This is a genomic window from Acinetobacter johnsonii ANC 3681, from assembly GCF_000368805.1.
GTDB classification, from domain to species: domain Bacteria; phylum Pseudomonadota; class Gammaproteobacteria; order Pseudomonadales; family Moraxellaceae; genus Acinetobacter; species Acinetobacter johnsonii.
The window spans coordinates 918,230-944,617 of the sequence record NZ_KB849705.1 but is presented as its reverse complement, the minus strand read 5'-3'; the positions used below and the strand labels follow the sequence as shown (position 1 = coordinate 944,617).

22 protein-coding genes and 1 tRNA gene are annotated in these 26,388 nt (G+C 42.3%); 10 read left to right on the top strand and 13 right to left on the bottom strand.

Annotated features, from left to right (window positions below):
* Nucleotides 1–20 precede the first annotated feature (20 nt).
* Complete coding sequence (gene fahA, locus F946_RS08740) at nt 21–1,304, bottom strand: fumarylacetoacetase (protein ID WP_004981293.1); 1,284 nt, start codon at nt 1,302–1,304, stop codon at nt 21–23.
* Nucleotides 1,305–1,489: 185 nt separating this feature from the next.
* On the opposite strand from fahA, the gene F946_RS08735 reads away from it, so the two are divergent.
* The gene (locus tag F946_RS08735; RefSeq protein ID WP_004981292.1) at nt 1,490–2,311 is read left to right on the top strand and encodes an IclR family transcriptional regulator; all 822 of its coding nucleotides are present in this window, start codon (nt 1,490–1,492) and stop codon (nt 2,309–2,311) included.
* A gap of 255 nt (nt 2,312–2,566) precedes the next feature.
* On the opposite strand, the gene F946_RS08730 is transcribed toward F946_RS08735, so the two are convergent.
* From F946_RS08730 to F946_RS08710, 5 genes are all read right to left on the bottom strand, one after another.
* Nucleotides 2,567–3,793, bottom strand: coding sequence for an amino acid aminotransferase (locus F946_RS08730; RefSeq protein WP_004981290.1), 1,227 nt, complete (start codon nt 3,791–3,793; stop codon nt 2,567–2,569).
* A gap of 29 nt (nt 3,794–3,822) precedes the next feature.
* Nucleotides 3,823–5,223, bottom strand: a complete 1,401-nt coding sequence (locus F946_RS08725) for an amino acid permease (protein WP_004981288.1) — start codon at nt 5,221–5,223, stop codon at nt 3,823–3,825.
* A gap of 164 nt (nt 5,224–5,387) precedes the next feature.
* On the bottom strand, nt 5,388–6,449 hold the full coding sequence (hppD, locus tag F946_RS08720) for a 4-hydroxyphenylpyruvate dioxygenase (RefSeq protein ID WP_004981286.1): 1,062 nt from the start codon (nt 6,447–6,449) through the stop codon (nt 5,388–5,390).
* A 677-nt stretch (nt 6,450–7,126) separates the two neighbouring features.
* A tRNA-Arg gene (locus F946_RS08715) sits at nt 7,127–7,202 on the bottom strand.
* Between the two features lie 79 nt (nt 7,203–7,281).
* The gene (locus tag F946_RS08710; protein WP_004981282.1) at nt 7,282–8,634 is read right to left on the bottom strand and encodes an amino acid permease; all 1,353 of its coding nucleotides are present in this window, start codon (nt 8,632–8,634) and stop codon (nt 7,282–7,284) included.
* 331 nt (nt 8,635–8,965) lie between these two features.
* Here F946_RS08710 and prpF point away from each other — a divergent pair, with 331 nt between their 5' ends.
* Nucleotides 8,966–10,156 (top strand): 2-methylaconitate cis-trans isomerase PrpF, encoded by a 1,191-nt coding sequence (gene prpF, locus F946_RS08705; protein ID WP_004981278.1) that lies wholly within the window; start codon nt 8,966–8,968, stop codon nt 10,154–10,156.
* A 316-nt stretch (nt 10,157–10,472) separates the two neighbouring features.
* A complete protein-coding gene (locus F946_RS08700; RefSeq protein WP_004981275.1) occupies nt 10,473–11,384 on the top strand; it encodes a polyprenyl synthetase family protein in 912 nt (303 codons plus the stop codon).
* A gap of 141 nt (nt 11,385–11,525) precedes the next feature.
* Here F946_RS08700 and F946_RS08695 read toward each other — a convergent pair whose 3' ends face one another.
* The 4 genes from F946_RS08695 to F946_RS08680 form a co-directional block, all read right to left on the bottom strand.
* Complete coding sequence (locus tag F946_RS08695; protein WP_004981272.1) at nt 11,526–12,383, bottom strand: SPFH domain-containing protein; 858 nt, start codon at nt 12,381–12,383, stop codon at nt 11,526–11,528.
* Between the two features lie 15 nt (nt 12,384–12,398).
* A complete protein-coding gene (locus F946_RS08690) occupies nt 12,399–12,872 on the bottom strand; it encodes an NfeD family protein (protein WP_004981271.1) in 474 nt (157 codons plus the stop codon).
* Nucleotides 12,873–12,969: 97 nt separating this feature from the next.
* Nucleotides 12,970–13,887, bottom strand: a complete 918-nt coding sequence (locus F946_RS08685; protein ID WP_004981268.1) for a patatin-like phospholipase family protein — start codon at nt 13,885–13,887, stop codon at nt 12,970–12,972.
* Nucleotides 13,888–13,952: 65 nt separating this feature from the next.
* Entirely contained in the window at nt 13,953–14,582 is a 630-nt protein-coding gene (locus tag F946_RS08680; RefSeq protein ID WP_004981263.1) for a 1-acyl-sn-glycerol-3-phosphate acyltransferase, read from the bottom strand.
* A 136-nt stretch (nt 14,583–14,718) separates the two neighbouring features.
* Here F946_RS08680 and F946_RS08675 point away from each other — a divergent pair, with 136 nt between their 5' ends.
* From F946_RS08675 to F946_RS08655, 5 genes are all read left to right on the top strand, one after another.
* Entirely contained in the window at nt 14,719–15,975 is a 1,257-nt protein-coding gene (locus F946_RS08675) for an MFS transporter (protein ID WP_004981261.1), read from the top strand.
* A 141-nt stretch (nt 15,976–16,116) separates the two neighbouring features.
* A complete protein-coding gene (locus F946_RS08670) occupies nt 16,117–17,241 on the top strand; it encodes a porin (RefSeq protein ID WP_004981258.1) in 1,125 nt (374 codons plus the stop codon).
* A gap of 422 nt (nt 17,242–17,663) precedes the next feature.
* A complete protein-coding gene (locus F946_RS08665; protein ID WP_004981256.1) occupies nt 17,664–19,322 on the top strand; it encodes a phosphoethanolamine transferase in 1,659 nt (552 codons plus the stop codon).
* A gap of 3 nt (nt 19,323–19,325) precedes the next feature.
* The gene (locus F946_RS08660; protein WP_004981249.1) at nt 19,326–20,006 is read left to right on the top strand and encodes a response regulator transcription factor; all 681 of its coding nucleotides are present in this window, start codon (nt 19,326–19,328) and stop codon (nt 20,004–20,006) included.
* Between the two features lie 2 nt (nt 20,007–20,008).
* Complete coding sequence (locus F946_RS08655; RefSeq protein ID WP_004981245.1) at nt 20,009–21,325, top strand: ATP-binding protein; 1,317 nt, start codon at nt 20,009–20,011, stop codon at nt 21,323–21,325.
* Here F946_RS08655 and F946_RS08650 read toward each other — a convergent pair.
* Nucleotides 21,315–22,025, bottom strand: coding sequence for a phosphatase PAP2 family protein (locus F946_RS08650; protein WP_004981243.1), 711 nt, complete (start codon nt 22,023–22,025; stop codon nt 21,315–21,317). The two genes, F946_RS08655 and F946_RS08650, sit on opposite strands and share 11 nt — an antisense overlap.
* Nucleotides 22,026–22,189: 164 nt before the next feature.
* Between F946_RS08650 and F946_RS08645 the strand changes: the two genes are divergently transcribed.
* Nucleotides 22,190–22,882, top strand: coding sequence for an HAD family hydrolase (locus F946_RS08645; protein ID WP_004981241.1), 693 nt, complete (start codon nt 22,190–22,192; stop codon nt 22,880–22,882).
* Between the two features lie 71 nt (nt 22,883–22,953).
* Here the strand turns inward: F946_RS08645 and F946_RS08640 are convergent, their stop codons facing one another.
* Nucleotides 22,954–24,141, bottom strand: a complete 1,188-nt coding sequence (locus tag F946_RS08640; protein WP_004981238.1) for an ammonium transporter — start codon at nt 24,139–24,141, stop codon at nt 22,954–22,956.
* A gap of 725 nt (nt 24,142–24,866) precedes the next feature.
* On the opposite strand from F946_RS08640, the gene F946_RS08635 reads away from it, so the two are divergent.
* Nucleotides 24,867–25,589, top strand: coding sequence for a carbonic anhydrase (locus F946_RS08635; RefSeq protein ID WP_004981237.1), 723 nt, complete (start codon nt 24,867–24,869; stop codon nt 25,587–25,589).
* A 62-nt stretch (nt 25,590–25,651) separates the two neighbouring features.
* Here the strand turns inward: F946_RS08635 and F946_RS08630 are convergent, their stop codons facing one another.
* On the bottom strand, nt 25,652–26,377 hold the full coding sequence (locus F946_RS08630) for an amino acid ABC transporter ATP-binding protein (protein ID WP_010326224.1): 726 nt from the start codon (nt 26,375–26,377) through the stop codon (nt 25,652–25,654).
* Nucleotides 26,378–26,388: the final 11 nt, after the last annotated feature.

The window sequence follows — 26,388 nt, the reverse complement described above, 5'->3', positions numbered from 1 at the left end:
GGCAACATCCTGATCTGCAATTATTGGGTAAAACCAAAATCCAGTGCTGGCAGAATTTTGCCGCTGACTTTACCAAAGCCAATCCGTAGGTCATCTTTTTCACAATAGCCTTTCATAATGACGGTATCACCGTCTTGAATGAAGTTACGCTGTTCGCCATTTGATAGCGTTAAAGGTTTGGTGGCATTCCATGTGATTTCGAGCAATGAACCATAAGAATCTGGGGTTGGTCCTGAAATGGTCCCTGAACCCATCAAATCACCGACCTGCAAGTTACAGCCCGCAATTGTATGATGTGTGAGCTGCTGAGCCATGGACCAGTACATATATTTAAAGTTGGTTGTGCAGATTACATCGCTCTGGTCGTCATTCTCAGGCTGAATTTCAACCGAAAGATGAATGTCATAGCTGTTGCTGCTGTTGTCTTCACGCAGATAAGCCAAAGGTTTCGGTTCTTGTTCAGGTGAACTGGTTTTAAATGGCTCAAGTGCTTCCAGCGTCACAATCCAAGGTGAAATAGACGACGCAAAAGTTTTGGCATTAAACGGGCCAAGTGGCACATATTCCCATTGTTGCAAGTCACGTGCAGACCAGTCATTAAACAGCACCATACCAAAAATATGATCCCAAGCATTTTCAATTGGAACAGGTTGGCCCAGTTGACTTGACTTGCCTACGATAAAACCAGTTTCCAGTTCAAAGTCGAGTTTACGACAAGCAGAAAATACAGGGCGTTCAGAATCTGGCAGCTTGATTTGTCCTGATGGACGGACAATGTCAGTGCCGCTCACAATAACTGAGCTGGCACGACCGTTATAACCAACAGGGAGTTCTGACCAGTTGGGCAGCAGCGCATTTTTCGGGTCACGGAACATGCAACCGACATTGGTGGCATGTTCTTTAGATGAATAGAAATCGGTATAGCCTGAAATGTGTACAGGCATATGCATTTTGACGTCTGATTGTTTGAAGAAAACTTGATCACGCAGGGCCTGATTGTCACGAAGTTCAGGATTATCTGCGGACAACAAAGCTTGTAATTCTGCGCGGACCTTAGACCAATTGGCTTTACCTGATTCAATAAACGTGTTCAATGTCGGTTGATTAAAGAGCAGTTTGCCATCTGCCTGTTTGCAATAACCATGCGCTTCCAGTACCGCCAGATCAACCACCCATTCTCCCAGTGCTACGCCAGCACGGGCCTGCGAATTGTGTTTTTCACTAAAAATGCCATAAGGCAGGTTTTCTAGTGGGAAATCTGAATGTGCAGCAATTTCAACAAATGACTTCAAGCGTTTGCTCATGGATATTGATCCTTTCCGTGGAAAATTTAAGTTCTAGATAGAATCATACTTATATTTTAAAATTACGCAATAAATAATTTATTTATGAATAGTGTAAATTGTTAGGCTGTACTACTCTGAATGAGAGAGTCAGGTTTAGATGGCTCACATTTTTGATTTAAGTAGTACAATTCACCAATGGAGTTATGACAACTAATGCAGCTATGCAGGGTAAAGCGATGAGTGTTGAGGAAGAAAAAATACAGGGAGGGGTTCAGTCTCTGGAAGTTGGATTAACCGTATTAGATGCATTAACCGCACATAATGCACCGATGATGTTAAAAGAGCTGTCCGAAGTTTTATCCATGCATCCGGCCAAAGTACACCGTTATGTGGTGAGCTTGATTCGTAAAGGTTATGCTCAGCAATTAACGGATGGGCGTTATAGTTTAGGTGAGCGCGCACATGCTTTTGGGGTGAATGCACTCAAGCGAACAGATATGCTGGAATTAAGCCAGCGTTATATTCAGGACATTCAGCAACGTCTGAATTGCAGTATTCATGTGAGTAAATGGTTTGCCGATGGTGCGGTCGTGGTTCAGTCTCTAGAATCTAACCATGTTTTTAATATTATTACCCGAGTCGGTTCACGCATGCCGCTGCTGAAATCTGCGACAGGGCGCTTGCATGCCTGCTATCAGCCTGAGCACATCATCAGGCCATTATTGGAAAAAGAATGGGAAAGTAGCGCTAAACCAGAACAGTATCCTGCAAATTGGGAAGATTTTTTAGAGCTGAAAGTGAAAATCCTGAGTCAAGGTTATGCTTCAGTCACAGGAGATATGATGGCTGGGATCAATGCGATTAGTATTCCAGTCTTTAATTTCACACAGCAACTGGATCATGTCATTACTTGTATTGGCACAGAAGATCAGTTACCCGAAGGACAAATGCAGCAGGCAATTGATTATGTACTTGGCGTACAGCGACAGATCGATGCTTTATTTCATCCAGCTGCTGCCATATAAAAGCATCGATTACATTGAAAAGATGAATTAAGTTTTAAATCCACCCTCTGGTGGATTTTTTATGGGATGCAGTCGCGCTAGACAGTATAAATATTTCATTTTCTGCCACGCTGCTAAAGGAAAAGGGGAAATTAGGAACTAGATAGTGAAGCTGAAACCCGTAGACTTAGGTTGTCTTGATTCAAGTTCCGAATAATAACGATAAAAAAAGGCTTCTGACCCTAGAGTGAGAAGCCTAGGTGAACATGATATATCTTAAGCAAGCACAGACTCAGTGGAACTTGCCGCTTTAAGCACAGTTGCCATCGACTCGGCCACATAATCAATATTGTTTAAATTCAGGCCAGCAGTACACATACGGCCGCTGCGGACTAAATAAATACCATAATCTTGTTTCAGCAAATCGACCTGTTCTGCATTTAAGCCTGTATAACTAAACATGCCTTGTTGCTGGGTCAGATAGCTAAAGTCCATATCTGGTAGCGCTGGACTGAGTTTGTCTTCAAGTAAGCGACGCATCTGTAAAATGCGCTGACGCATTTCTTCTAATTCAGACTGCCATAGCTGAGACAATGCTGTGTCATTCAATACCTGACTCACCAATAACGCACCGTTGGCTGCTGGGCTAGAATAAATGCGACGGACTGTCGCTTTAAGCTGACCCAATACATTTTGGGCAATGTTTGCGTCATCACAGACAAAGCTTAAGCTACCAACGCGCTCGCCATATAGGGAGAAAATCTTGGAAAAAGAATGGCTGACAATAAAGTTCATACCAGACCGATCTAGCGCATGGATCGCATAAGCATCTTGCTCCAAGCCCTGACCAAAGCCTTGATAGGCCATGTCCAAGAAAGGAATCAAGACATTTGCTTTTAGAACCTCAATCACTTGATCCCATTCATGTGGTTCTAAATCTGCACCTGTCGGGTTATGACAGCAAGGATGCAGTAGTACGATACTTTGAGCAGGTAGCTGCTTTAAGGTATCTAGCATCGCATTTAGATTTACGGCATGGGTGTCCGCATCGTAATACGGATAGAAATGGGTCTGAACACCCGCGCCATTAAAGATCGCGATATGGTTTTCCCAAGTCGGCTGACTGACCCAGATCTCGGACTGCGGAAAATATTTGTTTAAGAAGTCTGCACCTACTTTGAGTGCACCAGAACCACCCAAAGTCTGAATGGTGACGACACGCCCTTGCTGACGAGCAGGGCTCGCCTGACCGAAAATGAGTTCTTGTGCAGCCTGATTAAAGCTCTTGAGCCCATCCATCGGCAAATAGACTCGGACTTTGTCATAGTCAGGAATTAAATGAGTATAGGCTTTTTGAACCGACTGTAGCTGCGGCACAATATTATCTTCATTATAATAAAGTCCGATACTGAGATTGACCTTATTCTGGCGCGTATCTTTACTGAATTCCTCCATCAGAGAGAGAATGGGGTCACCTGCATAGGCATCAATATGTTGAAACATGAATACATCCTAATATGATAAATACGATATTACGCTTCTGGTAAGGAAGTGATTTTACTTTTTTCAAGCAACGCAACATGATCTTCTTGCTTCCGTTTAAAGAGGTAAGCTGTCAGTAAAATCGCGATCCAGACTGGAATCATGAGAACTGCAATTTGCATATCTGGGCTACGACTCATAATGAGCAGAATACTCGCCATGAAGGCAATACATAAATAATTGGTAAATGGATAGGCCACACTTGGGAAGTGAGTTTTTACCTGCATGCGATTCATGGCTTTTTTAAACTTTAAATGTGTATAAGAAATCACGACCCAGTTAATCACAATAGCCGCTACGACCAGCATCATGAGCAGGTTAAATGCTTTTTCAGGAAATAAATAGTTAATCAGAACACATATTAAAGTAAAGAAAGCTGAAACCATAATGGCATTTACAGGAATACCACGTGGATTAATTTTGCTTAAAAATTTTGGGGCATTGCCTTGTTGTGCCAGGCCAAGCAGCATTCGGCTGGTACAGTAATTGGTGCTGTTATAGACAGAAACAGCCGCAGTCAAAACCACAAAATTCAAAACAGCGGCCACGGTCTGGCTGCCCAACGAATCGAAAATCAATACAAAAGGACTACCGCCTTCAGCCATCATATTCCATGGATAAAGTGACAAAATTACGACTAGGCTTAAGATATAAAATAACAAGACGCGATAAACAATTTGATTGACGGCTTTTGGGAGAGTTTTTTGAGGATTATCTGTCTCTGCTGCTGCAATGCCCACCAGTTCAATTCCACCGAAAGCAAACATAATCATGGCCATAGCCATCACTAAACCTGTAATACCATTGGGGAAGAAGCCACCGAGTTGCCATAAATTTTGTAAGCTAGACTGGCTATGACCACTACCGCTGGCCAACAAGTAACTACCAAAAGCAATCATGGCAATAATTGCCACAACCTTAATGATGGCTAACCAAAACTCCATTTCACCAAATAATTTCACGTGCAGTAAATTAATGACATTAATAAAAATAAAGAAACCCAAAGCAGAAACCCACGTTGGAATATCAGGCCACCAGTAATGGATATAGAGGCCGACAGCACTGAGTTCAGCCATACATACTAAAATATTCAGTACCCAATAATTCCAGCCAGACATAAAGCCCGCAAATTTGCCCCAGTATTTATAAGCAAAATGACTAAAAGAACCACTCACGGGTTCATGCACAATCATTTCACCGAGCTGGCGCATCATGAGGAAGGCAATGAGGCCTGCGATGGCATAGCCTAAAATAACAGAAGGTCCTGCGAGTTTGATGGTTTGTGAAATACCGAGGAAGAGCCCTGTGCCGATAGAACCACCGAGGGCGATGAGCTGAATATGACGATTACTTAAACCTTTTTTCAGGTTTCCTTGTTCAATGTGCTGCATTTTTATTCTTCATCCATGTGAGATAAAGCCTTGAACCATGATGATGTTTCGTTATTTTTATATTGTCATCGGAGCAGACTTTAATTTTACGAGTATAGTTCTTGCATAAAAGTTAAATTTCCCTGTACATAAAACTATATGTACAGGGAAATTCTAGAAATCGTTTAAGCTTTAGATACATCTAAAACGCCACGTTTAATTTGGTCGCGTTCAATCGACTCAAATAGCGCTTTAAAGTTGCCTTCACCAAAACCGTTGTCATCTTTACGTTGAATAAATTCAAAGAAGACAGGGCCTAGCATATTTTGGGAGAAAATTTGCAACAAGAGGCGTTTATTACCGTCTTTAGTATTGCCATCCAGCAAAATGCCCCGTTTTTGTAGTTCATCAGCAGGTTCACCGTGGTTAGGCAAACGCTCATCTAGCATTTCATAATAGGTATTTGGCGGAGGTGTCATGAACTTGGCACCTAAAGCTTTTAACTTGTCCCAAGTGCTAATCAGGTCATCACAAATGAAGGCAATATGCTGAATGCCTTCACCGTTAAACTCATTGAGGAATTCGGCAATCTGACCATTTCCTTTATCCGAATCTTCATTGAGCGGAATACGGATTTTGCCATCTGGCGCCGTGAGTGCCTTGGACGTCAGGCCAGTATATTCACCTTTAATATCGAAGTAGCGAATTTCTTGGAAGTTAAAAATCTTTTCATAGAAATCAGACCAATACTGCATACGGCCTTTATACACATTGTGGGTCAAATGGTCGATTTCATATAAACCTGTGCCGACAGGATGAGAGGGTACATCATCAAAGAAAATGAAGTCATTTTGGTAAATGTCACAATCGACGAGGAAAATAGGAGAGCCGCCAATCCCTTTAATTGCTGGGATATTCAGCTCCATCGGGCCAATTTGATTGTAAATTGGTTCTGCACCAATTTCTATTGCCTTTTTAAATGCCTTTGCCGCATTCTTGGTGCGGAAACCCATTGCACAGGCAGAAGGGCCGTGTTCTTTATAGAAATAAGCTGCATACGATTCAGGCTGATAATTTAGAATGATATTAATTTTGCCCTGACGCCATAAATACGCATTTTTAGACTTATGCTTTGCCACTTTGCTGAACCCAATGGTTTCAAACACCGCATCTAGCTGACCATCTTTAGAAACAAATTCAATAAATTCGAATCCACACAGTTCTAATGGGTTGGCTAATTCATTCATACAACGTCCTCATTTCTTTTTTAAGCAATCCTATTGCTTATCTTTTTAACGATTCCTTTCAGAGCTAACGGACTGGTCGCTACAATTCTAGAGCGAGAGAGACAAATCCGTTTGTCTGACATGTGGCACCTGTTCAGCAACATTCTCAATGTTGAGTGAACAAGTGTAGAAGTTTTAATTCATCATACTTGATCTAAATTATTATTCAATACGTAATTTAATTACGTAATAAATAAAATTGGTAAACGATTGACCTATAAATTAAATTAATATTATTCATAAAAATATTTTTTAAAACAGGGAGGCTTTGTTATACCAAGATTTCAGGATGAAATCAGTGCTATAGGACTAAAATAGAAGGGAAAAATTGGGTATGAAATTTGGCTCATTCAGTGCATCTATTGAGAACAGCTATTTTAAACAGCCAACCAACTGATTCGAGCACGAAAATTAATTGTAAAGTGTCAAGAATAGTTTGACTTAGTTAGACCTGACTTGAAAACCCAGATGTAGGGTGTCGCAACGAGCGAGTTTCTTCACGCTGAATTTTTTGCATCAGCTTGAGGGGCTGTTGGATCGGAGTCCAAGTTTGAGGGGGATTATTAGTATCTGGGCGCGATGAATCGAATTTTTAGTGTTTATGATTAGGCTTAGAGAGTTTGAAAACAACCATAAAGTGGTGCGCTCTGCGGGACTCGAACCCACGTCGGTCGCTTAGGAGGCAACTGCTCTATCCAGTTAAGCTAAGAGCGCAAAAGTGCGGTTAATGTAGCTGATTTTACTCAAAAAAAATAGTTATTGCCGAAACAATAACTATTTAAAAATGAAAATTTTATGCTTTTCTAAACAGAATTTTGTATAGAACGAACATTAATACGATCCAGACGGGGATCATAATCACAGCGCCGCTTAAACCTTGTGTCCACATGATGTAAAGCACTACAGCGATAAATCCAAGAACAAGGTAGTTACTGAAAGGCGACCAAAGTGCAGGAAATAAGGGTTTTTTCGCTTCGCTTTTCATGGCCTTCATAAATTGAAGATGAGTTAAGCTGATCATGGCCCAGTTCAATACCAAAGCGCCAACAACGATGTAAATTAAGTTGCTGAGTGCATCTTCTGGCGCAAAATAGTTCAACAGTACACAACCGAAAATCAGTAAAGCAGAGAACAAGACTGCTGGAATTGGCACACCTTGCTTATTGGTTTTACTGAATATTTTAGGTGCATTACCTTGCTGTGCTAAACCAAACAGCATGCGGCTGTTAGCATACATACCGCTGTTATATACAGAAAGTGCTGCAGTCAAGATAATAAAATTCAGTAAATGTGCAGCCCAACCAATACCTAATTGACTGAAGATCATTACAAATGGGCTCTTATCTAAGCCGCCAAGTTGTAATTCATTCCAAGGTACAAGCGATAACAAAATGGTTAATGAACCCACATAGAAAATGAGGATACGGAATACCACTTGGTTGATTGCTTTAGGAATTGATTTTTGTGGATTATCAGCTTCTGCTGCAGCCATACCAATCAATTCAATACCGCCAAAGGCAAACATGAGGAAGGCAAGCATATAGAATAGACCTTCAACGCCATGCGGGAAGAAGCCGCCATGAGACCAAAGGTTGCTGAATGAAGCCGTGGAATCTGCGCCTGCCGTAGCCAAAAGATAAAGACCAAATACAATCATGGCGACGACGGCTGTGACTTTGATGATAGCTAACCAGAACTCTGATTCACCGTAAAATTTCACATTACCTAAATTGACTAAGGTAATGATCACAAAGAAGGTGAGAACAGATGCCCATGCAGGAATATGAGGCCACCAGTAGTTGATATACTTCGCAACAGCGGTCAGCTCGGTCATGGCCACCAGAACATATAGAATCCAGTAGTTCCAACCAGCCAAAAAGCCTGCAAATTTGCCCCAGTATTTGTTTGCAAAATGACTAAAAGAACCTGCTACAGGTTCCTCAACGATCATTTCCCCGAGTTGACGCATGATTAGAAATGCAATTAAACCACCAATTGCATAGCCCAAAATAATGGATGGGCCAGCAGATTCAATCACATGTGCGGAACCTAAAAATAAGCCAGTACCAATTGCGCCGCCCATGGCAATCAATTGAATATGACGGTTCTTTAAGCCACGCTGAAGTTGAGACGACTCTTTATTCAAGTTATTTCAGCCCGACAATGGATAAGTGTTTCCGATTGTAATAGATCGCGAAGAAATCGCATAGTAGCTCAAAATTCATGAAAAAAAGTTATTATTCATATGAAAAATAATGTGTAATGAATTGTAAATAAAAAACATATGAATCAATATATTAATTTTATTTAAATTATCAAATCAGGAATTTTATTTGGAAACCGGACGTTCACAAATGATGTTTTTTTAGACTTAAGTCTGTATTTTACGTAGGCATAGGGAAAAAAGGTATGATGAGCCTAAGTTAAATCAGATCTTTTGACTTAACACAATGATAAATATGAAGGATTCAATAAAAATGAGTTTTGCACCGCAAATCAAAATTCCAGCAACGTATATGCGTGGAGGGACCAGTAAGGGCGTATTCTTTAAATTAGATGATCTCCCAGAAGCCGCGCAACAGGCTGGACGCGTTCGAGATCAGTTATTGCTCCGTGTAATTGGTAGCCCCGATCCTTATGCAAAGCAGATTGATGGTATGGGTGGTGCAACATCGAGTACCAGTAAAACGGTGATTTTAGCGAAGAGCCAACAGCCCGAACATGATGTCGACTATTTATTTGGGCAGGTGTCGATTGATCAGCCTTTTGTCGACTGGAGCGGAAACTGCGGTAACTTAACCGCTGCGGTGGGTTCATTTGCAATTTCAAATGGTTTGGTCGATGCTGCACGTATTCCAGAAAATGGCATCTGCACAGTCCGCATTTGGCAGGTGAATATTCAAAAAACCATTATTGCACACGTACCTATTACGCAGGGGCAAGTTCAAGAAACAGGTGATTTTGAACTTGATGGTGTGACATTCCCAGCGGCAGAAGTGCAAATTGAATTTTTAGATCCAGCCGATGATGGTGAAGATGGGGGTGCAATGTTCCCAACAGGGAATTTGGTTGACACTTTAGAGGTTCCAGAGATTGGTCGCTTTCAAGCAACGTTTATCAATGCAGGTATTCCGACCATTTTCTTAAATGCAGAAGACATTGGCTACACGGGGAGTGAATTACAAGACGCAATTAATGGCGATGCTAAAGCTTTAGCGCGTTTTGAAACCATTCGTGCCTATGGTGCAAAACAGATGGGGCTGATTCAAGACATTTCTGAAGCTGCCAGTCGTCAACACACGCCTAAAATTGCTTTTGTTTCTAAGCCAAAACAATATGTCTCGTCGAGTGGTAAAATCATTATAGAGCAAGACACCGATTTATTGGTTCGTGCACTTTCTATGGGTAAATTACACCATGCGATGATGGGGACAGCAGCTGTTGCCATTGGTACCGCAGCAGCGATACCAGGAACCTTGGTCAATTTGGCCGCGGGTGGTGGAGCACGTGAAGCCGTTCGTTTTGGTCATCCTTCAGGGACCTTACGTGTAGGAGCGCAAGCGATACAAGAAAAGGGTCAGTGGGTAGTGAAAAAAGCTGTCATGAGTCGTAGTGCTCGCGTGTTGATGGAAGGTTGGGTGCGTATTCCAGCGGAAAGCTTGGATTAACGCGATGTAAAAAGCCTCTTTCTGTAGAGGCTTTTTTATGTCAACTCTAGGTCTGTGATAAGAAGGCTAAAAATAACTAAGACCATGAGCAGTGAATTTTAGAGCTTGATTGCTTGTGTAATGGTTGCTTGAAATAGTAGAAAAGTCATTCTTATCACCTCGTCTGCAAAAATTAATAGAATACTGTGCCTTGTTTGTGCTTTTGGCATAGAGAAAGCGGGCAGAAAGCAGTATCATGCCAACAGATCATTTCAAATGATCGGCTCAGGCAAACTGAGTACCAGATTAATTTATCCTATTGTTATTCGAGGCGAATGTGTCAGCACTAACCGACGTATCAGCAAATGCACTCCAACAGGCTCAACAACGTATTCACGATGATTTATTGACGGCACTTGATGCTTTTTCAATTCCGGAACCGTTAAAGAGTGCTGTGCATCATGCGGTCATGTTAGGTGGCAAACGTGTGCGTCCTGCGCTGTGCTATGCCACGGCACATTTAAATCCAAACAATAATGCAGCAGCCGTGCGCCGTGCCGCTGTGGCTGTGGAGTTGATTCATTGTTACTCTTTGGCACATGATGATTTGCCGTGTATGGACAATGATCTTTTGCGTCGTGGTCAGCCGACCTGTCACGTGGCTTATGGTGAAGATACAGCGTTACTTGCGGGCGATATCTTGCAGTCTATGGCGTTTGAAATTTTAGGTAGTCGACTGTTTGATGCTGGCCCAGTGGTTGATCAGGGTATTGTACTGAAGCAGATGCAAATTTTAGCGACAGCGAGTTCTAAAATGGTGTGTGGACAAGTCCTTGACCTACAAGCCGAAGGTAAACGTGTCGATCAGGCTGCACTTGAAAATATCCACCGAAATAAAACGGGTGCATTAATCTCTGCTGCGGTGATGATGGCCGCGGTGACTGTATTTGACGGTTGCGATCAAGCGATTCCAAAGTTACGCGAATATGCGCAGGCAATTGGTTTAGCTTTTCAGGTGCAAGACGATATTTTAGATATCATTTCAAATACAGATGTACTGGGTAAAACCGCAGGGAAGGATGAGCAAGTCGAAAAATCGACTTATCCAGCCTTGATGGGACTTGAGGCTGCACAAGAGTATGCCAAGACTTTGCATAATCAAGCCTTTGCTGCTCTGGCTTATTTCCCAACGGATGCGGCGGCAGAACTTAATCAGATTTCACAGTTTTTATTGGCTCGCCAAAGCTAAGTTTCAGTGTTTAGATTAAAAAAAGAGGATATAGCCTGTCCTCTTTTTTAATACTTATTTCTTAGAGGCTTGAGTTTTTCCTCAACCACAATAAAAAAGACAGCCCGAAAGCTGTCCTCATTTAATCAAACCAAGCATCAGTTAGATGTCTTTACGTCCCATAACACCACGGATGGTACTTAAAATATCGGCTGGCAATACCACTGTTTTAGCATTGTTCGATTTAGACATGTCTTGCATCGCTTTGACATATTGTTCACCCAATAAGTAAGCCACAGGAATTTCCTTGTCGCCCACAGCCGAAGTGACCATTTCAATGGCACGTTGAGAAGACTCTGCTAAGACCACTTGTGCTTCTGCGTCACGACGAGACGCTTCTAAACGGCCGTCTGCCTCTAAAATCGCTGCTTGTTTTTCACCGTCTGCTTTGGTCACGGTCGCACGACGTTGACGCTCAGCCGCCGCTTGAGCTTCCATTGCTGCTTGCATGGTTGAAGAGGGTTGAATATCTTGAATTTCAACGGTTTTGAGGGTGATGCCCCAGTCTGAAATATCATCCGAAATGGCTGCTTTAAGTTTGGCTTTAATGTGATCACGAGACGATAGCGCATCATCGAGATCCATTTCACCAACGATTGAACGCAGTGACGTTTGCACTAAGTTTTGAATGGCCCATGTATAGTTTTCAATTCCATAGACAGCATTTACAGGCGTGGTGATGTTGATATAGGCCACTGCATTCATGAGCAAAACGGCATTATCGCGGGTAATCACTTCTTGAGAGGGAATGTCTAATACAATGTCTTTGGTCGTCACTTTATAAGCCACTTCATCGACATAAGGAATCACAAAGTTGAGACCTGGATTCAACGTGGTATGGTATTTACCCAGACGTTGCACGATCCATTTATAACCTTGTGGAACAATACGGACACCTTTAAAAATGGTGACAGCGGCAAAAGCCAAAATTGCTAAAACGACAATAAATCCACCAGACATATGCTTAACTCACTTTTATCTATTTTCGTTGGTTGAGAGATGTGCTTTGACCATTAAATCATTGCCCAGTATTTCAACGACACGTACTCGGTCGCCGACGTGGACTTTATCTAAAGTACGACAGTTCCATTCATCTGAACCGAGTACTGGAATGGGAAAGCGAACGCGAATGTGTTCATTTTCAGGACTCGCTTGAATCACCATGCCAATTTGACCGATGGTTGCTTCGCGAGACAGTCCTGCTTTGGTTTTGTCAGTCGAAAGCGGTTTAATAAATTTAAACCAAAGTAAAGTGCATAAAATCGACAAAATAATCCACGTCACAAACTGCGTGGTAACACCCATCATGGGGAACATCCAGTACAAAATACCGACCATAATGGCCGCAATACCGAACCACAATGCGGCAAAAGCAGGCAGAATCAGCTCTGATAACATTAACAGAACGCCCAATACAAACCAGTGCCAAGGTTCAAAAGCAAATTCCATACATCTACTCATATATTCGTTATAGGGATATAGATGCAGAAGCATCTATATCAATTTAGCAGATGAATAAGTCTTTGAATATTAAAAATCAAATTTTTTAGAATTTGGCTTTAGGGGCTGGTTTAAAGGCAGCAGGGGTCTTTTTAAAATCGACAATGGCTTTTTCGATCGATTTAATTTTGAGCTGTGCGGCTTTTTCACCTTCTAAAATAGATTGATTGCTGGCTTTTAAGTCCAAAGTACCCAAGTGTCCGACTTTGGGTTGAATCACCACAGTCGCTTGGCTCAATTCTTCATTGATGCTTTGCTGCCCCATAATATTAATGGTCTGGTCGAGCAAGCCCCACATATTGAGGGGTTTGTTGCCGACAGGGCGGGCTGAAATATCAATCGCGATCACAATATCCGCGCCCATGTCCTTGGCTGTTTTGACTGGAATTGGGCTGACCAGACCGCCATCAACATACTTGGTTCCACCAATCACTGCAGGGACAAAAACGTTCGGAATACTGCATGAAGCACGTACTGCTTGGCCCGCATTGCCTTTGATAAAGTCGGCTTTACGTCCAGTGTCAAGACGGGTCGCCACTGCAGCAAAGCGGATAGGGAACTGTTGAATCGGTTTGTTGCCAACGTGTTTGTTGACATAGTCTTGCAGCTTTTGACCTTGAACAAACCCTTGGGAGTTGAGGGTTAAGTCTCGAATGTCCGATTCTTTTAAGGTCAACGCAATTTGCTGAAGCTGGAAAGGCGTTTTACCACTGGCATAGATACTGCCCACAAAACTTCCCGCACTGGTTCCCGTGACAATTTTAGGTTTAATACCATGCGACTCTAAAACTTTAAGCACCCCAATGTGTGCAAAACCTTTGGCACCGCCACCGCCGAGTGCAATCGCAATGACAGGTTCACGAGCTTGAATGGGAGTTGTGGTTGGTGTTTTCTTTGATGCAAGATCACATCCTGCCATAGTCAGTGTGAGTGCACCAATCAGAGATAAACGAGCAAAATTCATGGTCAAAAGTACTAAAACGTAAAACAAATAATGGTGCACATCTCAGCAGATTCGACCTTGATTTACTAGCTATTTTTTAAGCGTTTTTGTAAAGGCTTGGCTAACCATTTTGGGTTCTTGGCTGAAAATTTGCCGATATACAGATCTAAAATATGCTCTAGGTCTTGCTCAAAATGCCCAGTAGGATGAAATACGCCCAAGCAGTGAATAGTTTTTTGCGCATAGTCAAAGGAAAACATCACAATTGGAATCTGTGCACCATACGCAATGCGATAAAAGCCACTACGGATGGCTTCGGCTTGTTTACGTGTGCCTTCAGGCGCCATACCGACCCAAATTTTTTCTTTACTGTGAATAATATCGATAATATTTTGGGTTAACCCTTGAGCATGGGTACGATTGATTGGAATGACGCCAATCCACTCAAGTAAAGGTTTCAGTGGGGTATGAAACAAACTGTTCTTGCTAAAAATGGTGATTTGCAGGCCTAAGCCCAATAGAGCCGTAAAGCCATGCCATGCATCGATATTGGAGGTATGCGGTGAAATAATTGCTACCGCTTTAGGTAGATTGGGAAATTCGCCAACAAAGCGCCAACCTTGCGCCAAATAAAGCTGCTTAAAAATAGCGCGAGTGAATGCAGATGAGTTACGACTTGGAACTTGATCTGGTAGCTCTGGAAAATATTGGTTCATTGTTATTATACTCAATCGACCAAGATGTATATCCTCTCATCATAAGCACTGATCGGCTTGAATTCATTGGCAAAAAAAGTGAATGGGTACCGATCTAAGATGAACATTTTGACCAATCCATGTATATAGGAACAGCATGCTACAGACTCGCAATGTATATATTTTGCTGTTTTCATTGTATTGGGCGCAGGGCTTACCCGTTGGGTTTATGACCCATGCCTTGCCTGTCATTTTAAGAGCTCAGGGTGTTTCATTGGCACAGATTGGGGGCTTCGGGCTGCTGATGTTGCCGTGGTCGGTCAAAGTGTTTTGGGCACCAGTATTAGATCGTTTTGGAATCACCCGTTTTGGCCACTATCGGAGTTGGATTATTCCATTGCAGTTCCTTACGGTTCTGGTGCTGATTGGACTATCTTTCCTTCCGATTGATGGATTAAATCAACCTATTTATTTATGGGCTTTCTTTGTGAGCCTCCTTAGTATGAATTTCCTAGGGGCAACGCAAGATATTGCAACCGATGGATTGGCGATCAATATTTTAAAAGGGGAACAACAGCACTGGGGTAATACCTTTCAGGTGATTGGATCGCGTCTTGGTTTTATAGTCGGTGGTGGTGCAATCTTGTGGGCACTAGATTGGCTGAGCTGGCAGAGCACTTTTTTGATGCTGGCGGCAATGGTCTTTATAAACACGCTGCCGATTTTAATTTATCCAGAGCCAAAGCATCGAGCTGTTTCAGAAGCTCAGCCTACACCTTTCAACCTCCAACAGATCAAAAACTATTTGGCTTATTTTGTCCAGAGTCCTTTGCTTGCAGCATGGTTGGCCGTGCTGTTGAGCTTTAAAATTGCTGATGGTTTAGCAGGGCCACTTTTGAAGCCTTTAATGGTCGATTTGGGTCTGAGTTTTTCTCAGATAGGGCTTTATGTCACCATGCTAGGTGCATGTTCCGCCTTAATAGGTGCAGGACTTGCGGGCTATAGTTTGAAGTTGATTCGCCGTGCCACGGCTTTATTGCTGTATTCGGTGCTTAAAATATTTAGTCTGGCGGCTTATACATGGTTAGCCTTTCAATATGAAAACCAGCACAGTATTCAGCCGTGGCTGATTTATCTGATCAATGCCTTTGAAGATATGACTTCATCGATGCTGTTGGTGGTCATGCTCACCCTAGTGATGCAGTACAGTCGTAAACAGCTGGCAGGCACGGACTTTACTTTTCAAGTGGCGCTGATGGCTACTGTCAGTGGCGGTTTGTATAGTGTGAGCGGTCTATTGGGAGATTGGCTCGGCTATTTTAATTATCTGTGTATGATTGTAGTCATTGCGATGTTGAGCCTGTGGTTTATCTTCAAATGGCGTAGCATTGCGATGCATTCAGACCTTTCATAATTCATTCATAAATAAATCATAAAAAGTGCTAAATAGTGACGTAAACAATTAAAAAATATAACTAAATAATTTTTTAATTGTTCTGTCATATATGTCTGAACGGTAATATTTGTAACAAATTTACTGTAGGATATTTTGATAATGAAAACACAAATTGCAGCCGCAATCGCTTTAAGTTTAGTGGCAGGGGTAACATTCGCAGCACCTACTTTTTATGGTGAAATTGATGTTACGGCCGATTATTTACCTGAAGACAATACTTCACCAAATAAAGACCGCGATGTGGTCGAGCTGAACTCTAACAACTCCTTTTTGGGGTTAAAGGGCGAAGAGAAGCTAACAGATCGCTTAAATGCACTATACCAAGCTGAATTTACCTTCTATGTGGACAATGGTGGTAGCACGGATACTTTCGTTCCGCGTAATTTACTCGTTGGCTTACAAGACCAGAAACTTGGCACATTGAAAGTCGGTAAAATTGATACCCCCGTTAAACAACTGTCTTCAGTGGTAGATACCTTTAATAACTATGTGGCCAACAAAGCCGATGTGGCGGGGATTTTCACGGGTGAAAACCGAGTCGATAACGTGCTGGTCTATGAAACACCTGCTTGGGGAGTGGGCGCAGGTAAACTGAAAGCTGCGGCACTGTTAGCAACAGGTGAAGCTGGTGGTATTGAAAAATCTAAAGGCGGTGCAAAAGTTGCAGGGCGTGGTCTGGGCGATGCATGGTCAGCATCAGTAGTCTATGACAGTAAAAAGTTTGTTGCAGGGATTGGTTATGATAAGGCCATTCCGTCAACCTTTGCAGGACGTGGCACTTTGAATGCTTCAGCGCCTGAGGTGACTGGCGGGGTGGCTGGCAGTGCTTTTGCCGCAGCTGATACTTTGCGTGCCATTGGTCGAGTAAATCTGAATAATGGTTTGGCATTGAAAGCCTTATATCAAACTTCTGAAGTGGCGGATGTACAAGGCAATGATGCTGCTGCGGCTGCCATAGACGACGCACAAGGCTGGTTGGTTGGGGCTGAATATAACTTACCGACTGCCAAAGCTTGGACAGTGAAAGCGCAGTACAGTCAAAACTCAACCAGCTTTAAAACATCTAAAGATGACTTTGATGCGCAGCAGTTTATTGCAGGTGCTGATTATGCCTTTACCAAGCAAGTTAAAGCTTATGGTTACGCAGGGATTTTGACGCTTGAACAAGCATCATTTGAAACCAAACAACCTGTAGTAGGCACGGGGATTGAATACAAATTTTAATGTTTAAGTGATAGAAAGGGCAAAGTCTCTAAAGATTAATGCGAATGAGTTAAGGAGTTTTATAGAAACTCCTTAATTTTTTGTCGTTCACGATGGAATCTTCGTATTTTAAAATTCAATATTTGGAGCTCGTCCGTTCTTCGGTTGAGCCAAAAGAACCAAAAACATTTGTCTTCCGCAAAACCTTTTTCTTTTCTGCATTTAAATGATCATTTTGCCAAAACATTCCTTTTAAATGGACATGCAGGTTTCGGATGACGTTTCCGCGTATTAAATAATATTGTGGGCTCAAAAAGGGCATCTGATTGCTTAACTGATCGGTATGACTTTATATATTTGGCCACAGCGCCTTTTTTATTTAAGCGAGTTTTAAGTTTAGAAAACTACATTGGGGACATCCGCTCAGCAAGACATGATTTAAAATGTTCAATTTGCAGTCTATTTTTAAAGAAGTTTCACTTTCGCGCTTTAACGTATATTTGGCGCTGTGGTTAGCCGTGGTTTTAAATGTGATGTTCTATAAGCAAGTTCAGTTGCTTACGCCCTATCACGGTTTCAAAGCTTATGCCTTTATCGGTGCTACCGTTTTGGTGGTGTTGGCTTTTTATCATTTAGTTTTTCAACTGTTACAGTGGCGACCGATGGCTAAAGGGTTGGCTGCGTTATTGATCATCATTGGTGGAATGAGTGCGTATTTTGTTAACAGTTTAGGCATTTCGATCACACCAGATCAGATCCAAAACATGATGCAAACCGATGGCAATGAAGTGCGCGACTTGTTGTCATGGCGTCTTGTGCTGTGGATTGGGGCGATGGTAGTACTACCTTTAGTGGTTTTATTTAAGGTCAAAATCCGCTGTGATCCTTTTAAAACCGTGTTATTGCACAAGCTCTTCGGCAGTGCAGTTTCTATTTTGCTGATTGCAGGCATGTTGTTTATTTTCTTTGTTGATTATGCCGCGATTTTCCGTGAGCATCGTGATCTCAAAGGGATGATTTCACCGCAAAATGCGATCAGTTCAACGCTGTCATATTATAAAAAAAATCGACCACAGCAGCATTTACCGTTGGTGACTTATGGTGAAGATGCCCATTTGGTGAAGCAAGTCGGACAGCAAAACTTGCCGAAATTGATGGTTTTGGTGGTCGGTGAAACGGCACGTGCAGAAAGTTTTTCTTTAAATGGCTATGCGAAAAAGACTAACCCTGAGCTGGAAAAACTCAATGTCATCAACTTTAATCAAGTCAGTTCTTGTGGGACAGCCACTGCAGTTTCAGTGCCTTGTATGTTTTCAGGCATGCCACGTGAAAACTACGATGCACAGTTAGCGCACCACCGTGAAGGTTTATTAGACCTTGCACAGCGTGCTGGTTACAAAGTGACATGGATTGACAATAACTCTGGCTGTAAAGGCGTTTGTGATCGGGTTGAGCAGTATAAAATTCCTGAACCGATACAAAAAAAATGGTGTTCAGCCGATGGTGAATGTAGCGATGAAATTTTGGTGGATAGCTTAAAAGCGTATATGGCTGGTATTGCGGCTGATGATAAAACGCCACGTTTAATTGTATTACACCAAATGGGCAGTCATGGACCAGCTTACTATAAGCGTTCAACGCCTAAGTTTCAGCCCTTCCAACCAATGTGCGAAACCAATGCCATTCAAGCCTGCACACCTGAACAGCTGAAAAATAGTTATGACAACTCCATTGTTTATACCGACCATGTGTTGAGTCAACTGATCGGTGTATTGAAGCAAAACTCAAACTTTGAAACAGGTTTTTGGTATTTATCTGACCATGGTGAGTCGACTGGTGAACACGGGCTGTATTTACATGGTTCACCTTATGCTATTGCACCGAGCCAACAGACCCACGTGCCGATGCTGATGTGGTTTTCAGAAACATGGCAAAAGCAGAATCCGCAACAAATCGCTTGCTTAGGGCAACAAAAAAGCCAAGAATTAAGCCAAGATCATTTGTTCCCAAGCTTATTGAGTTTACTTGGGGTAAAAAGTACGGTGATTGATTCAAAAAATAATATGTTAGAACACTGTACTGCGACCAAAGCGAGCGCTTAGACCATGTCAAAAATATTGATTATTGAAGATGATTTTATGATTGCAGAGTCCACACAAACGCTGCTGCGTTATCAGCAGTTTGATGTGGTGTGGGTCAACAATGGTTTTGATGGTTTAAAGCAATTGCAACAATATCCATTTGATGTGGTGTTGTTGGATTTGGGCCTACCGATGATGGATGGGATGCAAGTCCTAAAAAATATTCGCTCGCTTTATCCGACTTTGCCAGTGCTGATTATTTCGGCACGAGATCAGTTGCAAAACCGAGTCGATGGTTTAAACCAAGGCGCGGATGATTACTTAATCAAACCTTATGAGTTTGATGAATTGCTGGCACGTATTCATGCGCTATTACGTCGTAGCGGAGCGTTAAAACAGCAAAAGCAAAGCCAGACTTTGAGTTATGCAGGTCTAGAGTTAGATGAAGATTTGCATTTAGCCAAGTACAAAGGGCAGACCATTGATTTGTCGAACCGTGAATGGGCTATTTTAATTCCTCTGGTCAGTCATCCCAATAAAATTTTTTCCAAAACCAATTTGGAAGAAAAGCTCTATGACCTTGACTCGGAAATTAACAGTAATACCATTGAAGTTTATATTCACCATTTACGTGCCAAACTTGGCAAAGACTTTATCCGTACCATTCGAGGTTTAGGCTATCGTTTGGGGCAGGTTGAAGCATAACGATGGCGAAGTCGACTCCTGTTTCTTTAAAGCGTCAACTGATTACCTATACCTCTTTATTTAGTATTGTGATGGGGTGTTTGTTAGTGATTGCAGCGTATCGCATTGCACTTGAAGAGACCAATGAGATCCTCGATGCGCAAATGCGTAATTTGGCTGAGCGTGTTGCAGCGCATGATCCCGCTCCAATTAAGAGTGAGTTTGAAGCGGACAGACACTATCACGAAGAAGATTTATTTGTAGATGTCTGGTCGTATGGACTGCCTGAACAACGGCAACATGAGTTTGATTTATTAATACAACCTGTCAAAAAAGCGGGATTTTATACTCACCATACAGCACAAGGCTTATGGAATACCTATGTGCTGCCAACAGAAAAGTATCAAATTCAAGTCAGCCAGCAGCGCAGTGTAAGACAAAAGCTGGCTTTAGAGCTGGCGGCCAATATGTTGATTCCGTATTTACTGTTTATGCCTTTGGCTTTATGGGGGCTGAGTTGGATTATTGGACGCAGCCTAAAGCCCTTGGATGAGTTTAAAGCGGAACTTGCACAGCGTGAACCATATGAACTGAGTGAGATTCGTCCAGACGGTTATCCACTGGAAATTCTGCCGACCATTAATGAAATGAATCGTTTATTTGAACGAATTTCGCTGTCGCAACAAGAACAAAAGCAATTCATTGCCGATGCCGCGCATGAGCTCAGAACCCCAATTACAGCACTGAATTTGCAAATGAAAATTTTGCTGCATGAATTTCCAGAACACCAAGCGTTAAAAAACCTAAGTCTAGGCTTAATTCGGACTCAACATTTGGTGTCACAACTGCTCAATTTGGCAAAACAGGATGCTTCCGTACCAAGTTTAGAGCCGACACAAAGACTAGGGCTAAGTGATATAGCAGTTGAATGTATGGAGCAACTGATGGAGCTGGCGCTAGCGAAAAACATCGATTTGGGCTTGGAACAGCATGAAGCACTTTGGCTAGAAACTCAAAGTTCAGCCTTACATTCTATTGTCTATAATCTCTTGGATAATGCGATTAAATATACGCCTGAACAGGGCGTGATTAATGTCTCTATTTATCAGCAAGATCAGCAAGCCATTGTTCAAATTGAAGACAGTGGGCCGGGCATTGCGCCAGAACTTTATGATCATATTTTAAAGCGCTTCTATCGTGTACATCATCATCTGGAAGTCGGCAGTGGACTGGGCTTATCCATTGTCGATAAAGCCGCAGAAAAAATTGGCGCCAAACTGCACTTTGGACAAAGTACAGGATTGGGCGGCTTACAAGTTCAAGTGATCTTTAAGCTGTAGTTTGGGTTTGATTTGGGCTGGACGGTGTAAACTGCTTATAACACAGCGCATATACCAGTACATTGACCAGCCAAATCACCCATGCCGTCCATAAATTGTGACTGAGGAAATGTGCGCCCCGCATCATTTGCGCCCAACCCATGACAAAGCCTAAAATCAGGGCAGCAAGCAAATAAAACCACGCGCGTTTGGGTTCATTTAGACGGTATACGAAATATCCCACAAAGAGCGAAAAACCTGTCGCAGCATGTCCTCCAGGGAAACAATGTCCTGCGCTGGCTGATAAGTCCCAAAAGAAATCATGTGTCGTGGCCAGAGTCATGTCCCATGGGCAGGCATGTGCGGATTGTGATTTTAAAATCCCAATGAAGCTGGTACTGATGAGGACTAAGCCAATGAAATAGCCATTTTGCCAACGCTGGGGTTTTAACGCAGCCCATTTATATGAAGCGAGCCATTTCAGCAAATAAATCACATACACCGCGATGATGATGTCTTTGACATAACGGTGATTCAGTTCTGCTAAGGCCCAGTCGCGCTTTAGTGGAAAATGACCAGTTTGATCCATAAAGGGGTGAATCAGTTGTAAGTCGATGGTGCCCGCTACAGGGAAGAGCAGCCACAATACGGCAAAACCCAGCGTCAAAATAAAAAACTGAAGGATGAAAAAACGTTGCTGATCCGACACAAGTGAGGCCATGTTCTGAAAATAAGCGCTATTCCAACAGCGTCAGCTTAAACGAGGCTTAACATAAACGCTGTTTCATCGGCTTTAGCATGATCTGTACTTTGGTTATCGCTTTAAGGCGAATACAAAGTGTCGGTTCAGTGTTACATTTGCTCTCAAACACATGAGGTTGAAACATGTCGATACGTGCTGTTCTATTTGATTTGGATAATACCTTGACGCATCGTGGGCGAAGTGTTGCGGCCTTTAGTCAAGATCTTGCCGATACTTATCAAAGCCAACTTAACTGCGTTGATGTGGAGCAGATTGAGTCGATTGTGAATCGGATTGATAATGGTGGTTATCCCTTAAAAGAGTATTTAACTCATCCCAGCATCGGTGCTTCAGTGGCTTATGCGTTGCTACAGGAGTTAAACTGGCAGGCGCCTCCGCATTTAGAAGCGTTAAGCAATTTCTGGTTTGAACAGTTTGGTTGCAGTGCTGTGGCGATGCCTGAGGCTGAACAAACGCTGACCCGTCTAAAGCAAGCAGGATATAAACTCGCCATTATTTCAAATGGTGGTCATGCCACACGGCTGTCTATATTAAATGGCTTGGGCTTTCAGCATTATTTTGATGTGATTAATAGCTCTGGATTGTTTGGTCAAGCCAAACCCCAAGCCGATATTTTTATAGATACCGCACAGCAGTTGGCTGTTGAGGTGGAGCAGTGCTTATTTATCGGTGATCATCCTATTAATGATATACAAGGTGCACAGCAGGCAGGAATGCAAGCACTGTGGTTATCAGGCTTTCATGTTCCTTCAGTACAGATGACTGCACCGAGTATCGCGGCATTGTCTGAGATTTTTGATTATTTAGAACGCTAAAAGGCTCTTATAATGTTCAATACGAATAAAAAAAAGCGGCCCATGTGAGCCGCATTAAAATGGAAATGTGCTTAGAACATACTGTCATCTGAGTTGGCAGAGATTTTATGAATGGATAAATCGGCACCGCGAAATTCATCTTCTTGACTTAAACGGATGCCCATCGTGGCTTTTAAAGCGCCATAGACCACCAATCCACCAATAACAGCAATACCAATAGCCAATAGCGTACCAATCAGCTGTGACATCATCGCAACACCGCCCAAACCACCGAGCCATTTTTGACCAAAGATCCCGACTGCAAGCCCACCAAAGGCACCACATACGCCGTGCAAAGGCCATACACCGAGTACATCATCGACTTTTAGCTTGTTTTGGGTGTAGGTGAAAAGTTTGACAAAAATCAGTCCAGCAATGGCACCAATCACCAATGCCCCAATCGGGTGTACGACATCTGAACCTGCACAAATTGCAACGAGACCAGCTAAAGGGCCATTGTGTAAGAAACCCGGGTCATTTTTTCCTGCGAAGTTGGCTGCCAAGGTTCCGCCGACCATGGCCATAAGTGAGTTAATCGCGACCAGTCCTGAAATGGCATCCAAACGCTGTGCACTCATCACGTTAAAGCCGAACCAACCGACAATTAAAATCCATGAACCTAAAGCCAAGAATGGAATAGACGAAGGGGGATGCGCACTGATACGACCATCTTTCTTGTAGCGACCATCACGTGCACCGAGTAGAACCACCGCAGCCAGAGCTATCCAGCCTCCCATAGCATGTACGACCACTGAACCTGCGAAGTCATGGAAACTTGCACCGAAAGTGTCTTGTAGCCACTGCTGTAAACCAAAGTTGCCATTCCATGCGATCCCTTCAAAAAAAGGATAAACTAAAGCTACCAATAACACGGTTGCAATCGCTTGTGAGCGCATTTTGGCACGCTCGGCAATACCGCCTGAAATAATGGCTGGAATTGCGGCCGCAAAAGTAAGCAGGAAAAAACAGCGCATCAGGTTATAACCATGATCCGCCGCTAAGGTATCCCCGATATGGAAAAAATGGTGTCCATAGGAAATGTAATAACCTACAAAGAAGTAGGCAATTGCGGAAAGTGAAAAGTCCGTTAAAATTTTGCTTAAAGCGTTGACTTGGTTTTTATGACGAACTGTCCCTAGTTCTAAAAAAGCAAAGCCCGCATGCATGGCAAGGACTAAAACCGCACCAAGAAGAAGAAAAAGTAAGTCAATATTTTGCATGTTTAGGTTCCATTTGAGTGCAAAATTTTGCAAAAAGAAACTCAGTATACTGATGCCTGTAATTTCGTGAAGATCTCAGCAAAAAGGAAATATTGATTAAGTTTTGCTTAAAAATAACAAGACTCGATATAAAGCAAAAGTATGCACCATGATGGTGTTTGTGCATTGCAGTGGTGCATGGGTTAAAATATAAATTAATATTAAGTTTATGAATATATTATGTTTATCTAATTTTCTTTATTTTAAATATACAGGTGTATATTTTATCTTTTGAGTGAAACTCAAAAAGTAGCAACACAAAAAAATGATAAAAAAATTCGGTTAGCAGCTATTGTGAGCTGAGTCTCTGTTGCTTTGTTCTCTTTTGGAACGCTCATGCCATGAAATGTGCGTGCTGATTGTGCATCAGTGAAAGTTTTTAAACATGATTGTATTTTCTCATTCTTATTTTAATCTATTGAAGATAAAACATGAATAATCACATAACTATATGTAATTAATTGTAATTATTGTCATATATGATCAGTCCTATTTCATCGTTTTACATCTAAAACGAGACAAAATAGTCGGGCAATATTGGCTTTTTGCTGAAAAGTTATGATTACAGAGTTTGCACAAAAAACAAAGACAAGCAGGCAGAATTGGCATTTTAGGTTTTGCTGCTTGAGCGTGATTTCTTAGAGGATATTGGGGCGTTTTAAACTGATATTTTTTGATGGATTATGATGAAAAAAAAACTAATAGCAACATTGTTTGGTCTCCCATGTGTGATGGCTTGGGCCAGTAGTGAAGTAACTTCGGATTGGGGTTATCAAGCACAAACAGCACCGCAGTATTGGAGCCAGCTCAATAGCAAATACCAAACTTGTGCGGGGCATAATCAATCGCCCATTAATATTGAGCATGTTATTTCAGCAGACCTTGCGCCACTTGATTTTGATTATAAAACGGCTGCAACGAGTATCGTGAAGCTCCCTCATACTTTACAAGCCAATTTTCATCAAGGCAGTTATTTAAGTTTAGAGGGAGAACGATTTCAATTATTACAAATGCATTTACATAGCCCTTCTGAAAATACGATTCACGGCAAAAGTTTTCCGATGGAATTACATTTAGTCCATGCTTCTGAAAAAGGAGAGCTGACTGTGGTTGCGGTGATGTATGAACAAGGGAAAAAGAATCAAGCACTTGATGGATTATGGCGGCAGCACAGGCAATCTAAAAAAGGACTTAATTTAAACGCAGATCAATTTCTGCCGGCTCATCGCGAGTACTACCGTTTTAATGGTTCGCTCACGACACCACCGTGTACTGAAGGTGTACGTTGGGTGGTCTTAAAAGATATTCAGCAGGCATCAGCACAGCAAATCGCAAACTTCGCTGCACTGATGGGGTATCCGAATAACCGTCCTGTTCAAGCCACCAATGCACGCTTGGTTTTAGACTAGAGCGTAAATTAAAAAAGCAGATCGTGTGATCTGCTTTTTTAATGTGGGATAACCCGTCTGTGCTAGTGCAAGATCTTGTCTAAGAACTGTTGAGCACGATCGCCACGTTTGGTGTTAAAGAAATCATCTTTGCTACAGTCTTCGACAATTTTACCTTGATCCATAAACAACACACGGTTGGCCACTTGGCGGGCAAAGCCCATTTCATGGGTGACACACATCATGGTCATGCCTTCATGTGCCAACTCGACCATTACATCCAGAACTTCATTAATCATTTCAGGGTCAAGCGCCGATGTCGGCTCATCAAACAACATGGCAATCGGATCCATGCTTAATGCACGGGCAATTGCGACACGTTGTTGTTGTCCACCTGAAAGTTGTGCTGGAAATTTATGTGCATGTGCACTCAGCCCAACCCGTTCTAAATAGCCTAAGCCTTTCTTTTTCGCTTCAGCTTCAGAGCGTCCCAATACTTTAATTTGGGCAATGGTTAAATTTTCAGTAATGCTGAGATGTGGAAACAACTCGAAATGCTGAAACACCATGCCTACGCGACTGCGTAATTTGGTCAAATCTGTTTTCGGGTCTTTGATGGGAATGCCATCGACCGTGATTTGACCTTGTTGGAAAGCTTCCAGTCCATTAACTGTTTTAATCAGGGTCGATTTGCCTGAGCCGGATGGACCACAGACCACCACCACTTCACCTTGGCAAATTTGTGTGGTGCAATCGGTTAAGACTTGAAAATCGCCATACCATTTACTGACATTTTGGAGGTCAATCATTACTTTTTGGT

What these genes read in the sequence shown, in the direction of transcription:
- fahA (WP_004981293.1), bottom strand. Translation starts at nt 1,304, where the DNA reads ATGAGCAAACGCTTGAAGTCATTTGTTGAAATTGCTGCACATTCAGAT.
- F946_RS08735 (WP_004981292.1), top strand. Translation starts at nt 1,490, where the DNA reads ATGACAACTAATGCAGCTATGCAGGGTAAAGCGATGAGTGTTGAGGAA.
- F946_RS08730 (WP_004981290.1), bottom strand. Translation starts at nt 3,793, where the DNA reads ATGTTTCAACATATTGATGCCTATGCAGGTGACCCCATTCTCTCTCTG.
- F946_RS08725 (WP_004981288.1), bottom strand. Translation starts at nt 5,223, where the DNA reads ATGCAGCACATTGAACAAGGAAACCTGAAAAAAGGTTTAAGTAATCGT.
- hppD (WP_004981286.1), bottom strand. Translation starts at nt 6,449, where the DNA reads ATGAATGAATTAGCCAACCCATTAGAACTGTGTGGATTCGAATTTATT.
- prpF (WP_004981278.1), top strand. Translation starts at nt 8,966, where the DNA reads ATGAGTTTTGCACCGCAAATCAAAATTCCAGCAACGTATATGCGTGGA.
- F946_RS08695 (WP_004981272.1), bottom strand. Translation starts at nt 12,383, where the DNA reads ATGTCTGGTGGATTTATTGTCGTTTTAGCAATTTTGGCTTTTGCCGCT.
- F946_RS08690 (WP_004981271.1), bottom strand. Translation starts at nt 12,872, where the DNA reads ATGGAATTTGCTTTTGAACCTTGGCACTGGTTTGTATTGGGCGTTCTG.
- F946_RS08685 (WP_004981268.1), bottom strand. Translation starts at nt 13,887, where the DNA reads ATGAATTTTGCTCGTTTATCTCTGATTGGTGCACTCACACTGACTATG.
- F946_RS08680 (WP_004981263.1), bottom strand. Translation starts at nt 14,582, where the DNA reads ATGAACCAATATTTTCCAGAGCTACCAGATCAAGTTCCAAGTCGTAAC.
- F946_RS08675 (WP_004981261.1), top strand. Translation starts at nt 14,719, where the DNA reads ATGCTACAGACTCGCAATGTATATATTTTGCTGTTTTCATTGTATTGG.
- F946_RS08670 (WP_004981258.1), top strand. Translation starts at nt 16,117, where the DNA reads ATGAAAACACAAATTGCAGCCGCAATCGCTTTAAGTTTAGTGGCAGGG.
- F946_RS08665 (WP_004981256.1), top strand. Translation starts at nt 17,664, where the DNA reads ATGTTCAATTTGCAGTCTATTTTTAAAGAAGTTTCACTTTCGCGCTTT.
- F946_RS08660 (WP_004981249.1), top strand. Translation starts at nt 19,326, where the DNA reads ATGTCAAAAATATTGATTATTGAAGATGATTTTATGATTGCAGAGTCC.
- F946_RS08655 (WP_004981245.1), top strand. Translation starts at nt 20,009, where the DNA reads ATGGCGAAGTCGACTCCTGTTTCTTTAAAGCGTCAACTGATTACCTAT.
- F946_RS08650 (WP_004981243.1), bottom strand. Translation starts at nt 22,025, where the DNA reads ATGGCCTCACTTGTGTCGGATCAGCAACGTTTTTTCATCCTTCAGTTT.
- F946_RS08645 (WP_004981241.1), top strand. Translation starts at nt 22,190, where the DNA reads ATGTCGATACGTGCTGTTCTATTTGATTTGGATAATACCTTGACGCAT.
- F946_RS08640 (WP_004981238.1), bottom strand. Translation starts at nt 24,141, where the DNA reads ATGCAAAATATTGACTTACTTTTTCTTCTTCTTGGTGCGGTTTTAGTC.
- F946_RS08635 (WP_004981237.1), top strand. Translation starts at nt 24,867, where the DNA reads ATGAAAAAAAAACTAATAGCAACATTGTTTGGTCTCCCATGTGTGATG.
- F946_RS08630 (WP_010326224.1), bottom strand. Translation starts at nt 26,377, where the DNA reads ATGATTGACCTCCAAAATGTCAGTAAATGGTATGGCGATTTTCAAGTC.